At 70.3% G+C, this 6,089-nt stretch carries 6 protein-coding genes; 1 reads left to right on the forward strand and 5 read right to left on the reverse strand.

Translation table 11 applies throughout. The features are described 5' to 3' along the window. Positions 1–25 precede the first annotated feature (25 nt). From HW445_RS15875 to rpsO, 5 genes are all read right to left on the reverse strand, one after another. Positions 26–463, reverse strand: coding sequence for a hypothetical protein (locus HW445_RS15875; protein ID WP_180221668.1), 438 nt, complete (start codon positions 461–463; stop codon positions 26–28). A gap of 7 nt (positions 464–470) precedes the next feature. Continuing rightward, complete coding sequence (gene dapB / locus HW445_RS15880; protein WP_180221669.1) at positions 471–1,223, reverse strand: 4-hydroxy-tetrahydrodipicolinate reductase; 753 nt, start codon at positions 1,221–1,223, stop codon at positions 471–473. A gap of 44 nt (positions 1,224–1,267) precedes the next feature. Continuing rightward, complete coding sequence (locus HW445_RS15885; protein WP_180221670.1) at positions 1,268–2,647, reverse strand: pitrilysin family protein; 1,380 nt, start codon at positions 2,645–2,647, stop codon at positions 1,268–1,270. Further along, on the reverse strand, positions 2,644–4,863 hold the full coding sequence (locus HW445_RS15890; protein ID WP_151775558.1) for a polyribonucleotide nucleotidyltransferase: 2,220 nt from the start codon (positions 4,861–4,863) through the stop codon (positions 2,644–2,646). The genes HW445_RS15885 and HW445_RS15890 overlap by 4 nt, the downstream gene beginning before the upstream one ends. Before the next feature lie 364 nt (positions 4,864–5,227). Next, positions 5,228–5,518: a 30S ribosomal protein S15 gene (rpsO, locus tag HW445_RS15895; protein ID WP_108954112.1), complete on the reverse strand. Its 291-nt coding sequence runs from the start codon at positions 5,516–5,518 to the stop codon at positions 5,228–5,230. Between the two features lie 283 nt (positions 5,519–5,801). On the opposite strand from rpsO, the gene HW445_RS15900 reads away from it, so the two are divergent. After that, positions 5,802–6,086 carry a DUF397 domain-containing protein gene (locus HW445_RS15900; RefSeq protein WP_180221671.1) on the forward strand — a complete coding sequence of 95 codons (285 nt, stop codon included), beginning with the start codon at positions 5,802–5,804 and terminating at the stop codon, positions 6,084–6,086. Positions 6,087–6,089: the final 3 nt, after the last annotated feature.

Here is a 6,089-nt window from a genome sequence, read left to right on the forward strand (position 1 = left end):
CGTGGTGTACCGCCGGGGGCTGCGGTCAGCCGTCGTGGAGCTGGATCGCCCGTTGCATGGCCTTGCGGGCCCGCGCGGTGTCGCGGGCGTCGTGGTAGGCCACGGCGAGGCGGAACCAGGCGCGCCAGTCCTCCGGGGCGGCCTCCGTCTCGGCCTTGCGGCGGACGAAGACGGCGTCCGCCGCGTCGCGGTCGATACGGCCGCTGGGCGTGCGCTTGAGGTCGTCGACGGGCAGGCCGCCCTCCGCGTCGAGTTCGGCGGCGAGGGCGTTGGCCCGCCGGGCGAACCGGGTGTTGGCCCAGAGGAACCACAGGCCCACGACGGGCAGTACCAGCACGGCGGCGCCGAGCGCGACGGTGAGCGGGGTGCCGACCTTGATGAGCATGACGCCGCGGCTGCCGGCCAGGACGAAGTAGGCGATCAGGGCCAGGGCCGCGACGGCATAGGTGATCTTCGCGCGCATGTCCGGGTCAGCCCAGGTCCAGGAAGTGTTCGAGACCGAAGGTCAGACCCGGCGTGTCCACCACACGGCGCACGCCGAGCAGGATGCCCGGCATGAAGCTGATGTGGTGCAGGGAGTCGTGGCGGACGGTGAGGGTCTCGCCCTCGCCGCCGAGCAGGACCTCCTGGTGGGCCAGCAGGCCGCGCAGGCGGACCGCGTGCACCGGGACGCCGTCGACGTCGGCGCCGCGGGCCCCCTCCAGCGCCTTGGCCGTGGCGTCGGGCATGGGCGCGCTGCCGGCCGTGCGGCGGGCCTCGGCGATCAGCTGGGCGGTGCGCTGGGCGGTGCCGCTGGGCGCGTCGACCTTGTCGGGGTGGTGCAGTTCGACGACCTCGACCGACTCGAAGTACGGGGCGGCGATCTGCGCGAACTTCATGGTGAGGACGGCGCCGATGGAGAAGTTCGGGGCGATCAGGACGCCCGTCGACGGGGAGTCGTCCAGCCAGCCGCCGAGGCTCGCCAGGCGCTCGTCGTTCCAGCCGGTGGTGCCGACGACGGCGTGGATGCCGTGGCCGACGCAGTACTCCAGGTTGGTCATCACCGAGTCGGGGGTGGTCAGCTCGACGGCCACCTGGGCGCCGCTGGAGCCCAGGACGTCCAGGCTGTCGTGGCGGCCGAGGGTGGCCACCAGTTCCATGTCCTCGGCGGCCTCGACCGCCTTGACGGCCTCGGAGCCGATGCGCCCCTGGGCGCCGAGAACCGCCACACGCAGCTTGCTCATGTTGCTCATGCTTCCTTTCGCGGGCCCCACGGGGCTCGGTCGGCTCAGGCCACGATCTGGTGCAGGCGGGAGGCCTGCTTGTCCTTGAGCGGGCCGATGACCGACAGGGAGGGACGGCGGCCCAGGATGTCCCGGGCGACCTCTCGTACATCATCGGGCGTCACCGCGTCGATGCTGGCGAGGACGTCGTCGACCGACATCTGGTCGCCCCAGCACAGCTCGCTCTTGCCGATGCGGTTCATCAGTGCCCCGGTGTCCTCCAGGCCGAGGACCGTGGAGCCCTTGAGCTGGCCGACGGCACGGGCGATCTCCTCGTCGGGCAGGCCTTCGGCGGCCGCCCTGTCGAGTTCGTCGCGGCAGATCTTCAGCACGTCGGGCACCTGGCTGGGCCGGCAGCCCGCGTACACGCCGAAGAGGCCGCAGTCGGCGAAGCTCGAGGTGTACGAGTAGACGCTGTAGGCCAGGCCGCGCTTCTCCCGGACCTCCTGGAACAGGCGCGAGGACATGCCGCCGCCGAGGGCCGTGTTGAGGACCGCCAGGGTCCAGCGGCGGTCGTCGGTGCGGGCGATGCCGGGCATGCCGAGGATGACGTGGGCCTGCTCGGTCTTGCGGGACACCAGGTCGACCTTGCCGGCCGCGCGCAGGGTGCGGCTGCCGGAGCGGGGGCCGACCGGGACGGCGTCGTGGTCGGTCAGCAGCCCGGCCTTCTCGAAGGCGGCCCGGACCTGGCGGACCACCTTGGCGTGGTCGACGTTGCCGGCCGCGGCGACCACCAGGCGGGTGGGGTCGTAGTGCTTCTTGTAGAAGCGCCGTATCCGGTCGGCGTTGAGCGCGTTGACGGTGTCCACCGTGCCGAGGACGGGACGGCCGAGGGGGGTGTCGCCGAGCATGGTGTGCGCGAACAGGTCGTGCACGCAGTCACCCGGGTCGTCCTCGGTCATCGCGATCTCCTCGAGGATCGCGCCGCGCTCGACGTCGACGTCCTCCTGGCGGATCAGCGAGCCGGTGAGCATGTCGCAGACCACGTCGATCGCGAGCGGGAGGTCGGTGTCCAGCACGCGGGCGTAGTAGCAGGTGTACTCCTTGGCGGTGAACGCGTTCATCTCGCCGCCGACCTCGTCGATCGCGGCGGAGATGTCGAGCGCGCTGCGCCGGGAGGTGCCCTTGAAGAGCAGGTGCTCCAGGTAGTGGGTGGCGCCGCCCAGCGCCGGCGTCTCGTCGCGGGAGCCGACGTTGGCCCAGATGCCGAACGTGGCCGAGCGCACCGACGGGAGGGTCTCGGTGACGACCCGCAGGCCGCCGGGGAGGACGGTACGGCGGACGGTGCCGCTGCCGTTCTGCCCCTTGATCAGGGTTTGGGTACGGGCGACGGCCCGCACCGGGGAACCGGTGCGGGCCGTCGCCGTGGTGCTACGAGAGGTCACTTCTCGCTGTCGTCCTTCTCTGCCTGCTCGGAGTCCTCGCCCTCGACCACGGGGACGAGGGAGAGCTTGCCGCGGGAGTCGATCTCGGCGATCTCGACCTGGACCTTCTGGCCCACGCCGAGGACGTCCTCGACGTTCTCCACGCGCTTGCCGCCGGCCAGCTTGCGGATCTGCGAGATGTGCAGCAGACCGTCCTTGCCCGGCATCAGGGAGACGAAGGCGCCGAAGGTCGTGGTCTTGACGACCGTGCCCAGGTAACGCTCGCCGACCTCGGGCATCGTCGGGTTGGCGATGGCGTTGATCGTGGCGCGCGCGGCCTCGGCGGCCGGGCCGTCCGAGGCACCGATGTAGATGGTGCCGTCGTCCTCGATGGTGATCTCGGCGCCGGTGTCCTCCTGGATCTGGTTGATCATCTTGCCCTTGGGGCCGATGACCTCACCGATCTTGTCCACCGGGATCTTGACGGTGATGATCCGCGGAGCGTTCGGGGACATCTCGTCGGGCCGGTCGATGGCCTCCATCATCACGTCGAGGATGTGGAGACGGGCGTCGCGGGCCTGCTTGAGGGCCGCGGCGAGGACGGAGGCCGGGATGCCGTCCAGCTTGGTGTCGAGCTGGAGGGCGGTCACGAACTCCTTGGTGCCGGCGACCTTGAAGTCCATGTCGCCGAAGGCGTCCTCCGCACCGAGGATGTCGGTGAGGGCGACGTAGTGCGTCTCGCCGTTGATCTCCTGGGAGATCAGGCCCATGGCGATGCCGGCGACGGGGGCCTTGAGCGGCACACCGGCGTTCAGCAGCGACATGGTGGAGGCGCAGACGGAGCCCATGGAGGTCGAGCCGTTGGAGCCGAGGGCCTCGGACACCTGGCGGATCGCGTAGGGGAACTCCTCGCGGGTCGGCAGGACCGGCACGATGGCGCGCTCGGCGAGGGCGCCGTGGCCGATCTCGCGGCGCTTCGGGGAGCCGACGCGGCCGGTCTCGCCGACGGAGTACGGCGGGAAGTTGTAGTTGTGCATGTAGCGCTTGCGGGTCACCGGGGAGAGGGTGTCCAGCTGCTGCTCCATGCGGAGCATGTTGAGGGTGGTGACGCCCAGGATCTGGGTCTCGCCACGCTCGAACAGGGCGGAGCCGTGCACGCGCGGGATGGCCTCGACCTCGGCGGCCAGGGTGCGGATGTCGGTGACACCGCGGCCGTCGATGCGCTTCTTCTCCTTGATCACGCGCTCGCGGACCAGCTGCTTGGTGAGCGAGCGGTACGCGGCGGAGATCTCCTTCTCGCGGCCCTCGAACTCCGGGAGGAGCTTCTCGGCGGCGAGGCCCTTGACGCGGTCCAGCTCGGCCTCGCGGTCCTGCTTGCCCGCGATGGTGAGCGCCTCGCTCAGCTCGGGGCGGACGGCGGAGGACAGGGCCTGGAAGACGTCGTCCTGGTAGTCCAGGAAGATCGGGAACTCGCCGGTCGGCTTGGCGGCCTTGGCGGCGAGGTCCGACTGGGCCTTGCAGAGGACCTTGATGAAGGGCTTCGCGGCCTCGAGACCGGCGGCGACGACCTCCTCGGTCGGGGCCTCGGCGCCGCCCTCGACGAGCTTGACGGTCTTCTCGGTGGCCTCGGCCTCGACCATCATGATCGCGACGTCGCCGTCCTCCAGGACGCGGCCCGCGACCACCATGTCGAAGACGGCGTCCTCGAGCTCGGTGTGCGTCGGGAAGGCGACCCACTGGCCGTTGATCAGCGCGACGCGGACGCCGCCGATCGGGCCGGAGAAGGGCAGGCCGGCCAGCTGCGTCGACGCGGAGGCGGCGTTGATCGCCACGACGTCGTACAGGTGGTCGGGGTTGAGCGCCATGATCGTCGCGACGACCTGGATCTCGTTGCGCAGGCCCTTCTTGAAGGACGGGCGCAGCGGGCGGTCGATGAGGCGGCAGGTGAGGATGGCGTCCTCGGACGGCCGGCCCTCACGGCGGAAGAACGAGCCGGGGATCTTGCCGGCCGCGTACATGCGCTCCTCGACGTCCACCGTCAGGGGGAAGAAGTCGAGCTGGTCCTTGGGGTTCTTGGAGGCGCTGGTGGCCGACAGCACCATGGTGTCGTCGTCCAGGTAGGCCACGGCGGAGCCGGCGGCCTGACGGGCCAGGCGGCCCGTCTCGAAGCGGATGGTGCGGGTGCCGAAGGAACCGTTGTCGATGACGGCCTCGGCGTAGTGGGTCTCGTTCTCCACCAGTGTTCTTCTCCTCGTCTTCGTCCCTGGGCTGCCCGTGTGGCAGAGGGACTCGGCGGAGAAGCGCGCCGTGCCTTGCGGACCGGTCTTCGATCGAAGCACCCGGGTCAGTCTCCCCGGGGGCCACTACCGAGGACCGGTGGCGGCGAGGTGCGCTTCCCCTCGTTCGGGTGAACTGTTCACGTGAACAGTTCGTCGGGTGATCAGTGATACGGGGTACCCCGTGTGGGCCCCGTGATCACACCGTGTCGTGTGTCGTGCGTTGTGCTACCACACTACAAAGTGCGGGTGACACCTCGCACGTTTCCGTACGTACGGCAAAGGGAGCGGTCCCCTTCACGGGAACCGCTCCCTTCACGGCGTCTTACTTGGCGCCGCCGGCAGCACCACGGCGGATGCCGAGGCGGTCGACCAGGGCACGGAAGCGCTGGATGTCCTTCTTGGCCAGGTACTGCAGCAGACGGCGACGCTGACCGACCAGGATCAGCAGACCACGACGGGAGTGGTGGTCGTGCTTGTGGCTCTTGAGGTGCTCCGTCAGGTCGGAGATGCGGCGGGTCAAGAGCGCGACCTGGACCTCGGGGGAGCCGGTGTCACCTTCCTTGGTGCCGAACTCGGTGATGATCTGCTTCTTCGTAGCGGCGTCGAGCGACACGCGTACTCCTTGGTGATGTCCTGATGGCCACCGAGTGCCCCCGGTCTGTGTCTCGGGGGAGCTTCCGTTACTCGGGAGGCGGGGATCCGCTGGGCGCGTCCTCCAGACCGCCGTCGGGCGGGTCCGGTGGCGCGTACACAAACGGCCGTCGCCCAGAGTACCAGGCCGCGAGGGGGGTCCCTGCCGCGGGTCACGGAAGTCGGCCGGGGGCGGTGGGACGCGCACTAGGGTACGTCGCGGATCGACCCGGCCCGGTTCGGGCCCGTTGCGGAAGGGGCTTCGCATGGCGGAGACAGCGGAGACAGAGGAAGACGTCAAGGCCCGCAAGGAGCGGGAGCGGGACGAGCTGTACGCGCTCGACATCTCCGGCGTGGAGTGGGAGTGCGCGCCGGGGACGGAGCGGCACGAGGAGCGGGTGGAGATCGCCCGTCTGCCGGGCGGCGCGGTGGCGATGCGGTCGTCGCTGGAGCCGGAGACGGTCCTGCGGTACACGGAGGCGGAGTGGCGGGCCTTCGTGCTGGGGGCACGGGACGGGGAGTTCGACCTGGAGCCCGCCGCCGAGGGCTGAGCC

This window comes from Streptomyces sp. UH6, assembly GCF_013421635.1.
GTDB lineage: Bacteria > Actinomycetota > Actinomycetes > Streptomycetales > Streptomycetaceae > Streptomyces > Streptomyces abyssomicinicus.

Bases quoted from the DNA above. Each gene is read 5' to 3' on its own strand.
- HW445_RS15875 (WP_180221668.1), bottom strand. From the start codon at position 463: ATGCGCGCGAAGATCACCTATGCCGTCGCGGCCCTGGCCCTGATCGCC.
- dapB (WP_180221669.1), bottom strand. From the start codon at position 1,223: ATGAGCAAGCTGCGTGTGGCGGTTCTCGGCGCCCAGGGGCGCATCGGC.
- HW445_RS15900 (WP_180221671.1), top strand. From the start codon at position 5,802: ATGGCGGAGACAGCGGAGACAGAGGAAGACGTCAAGGCCCGCAAGGAG.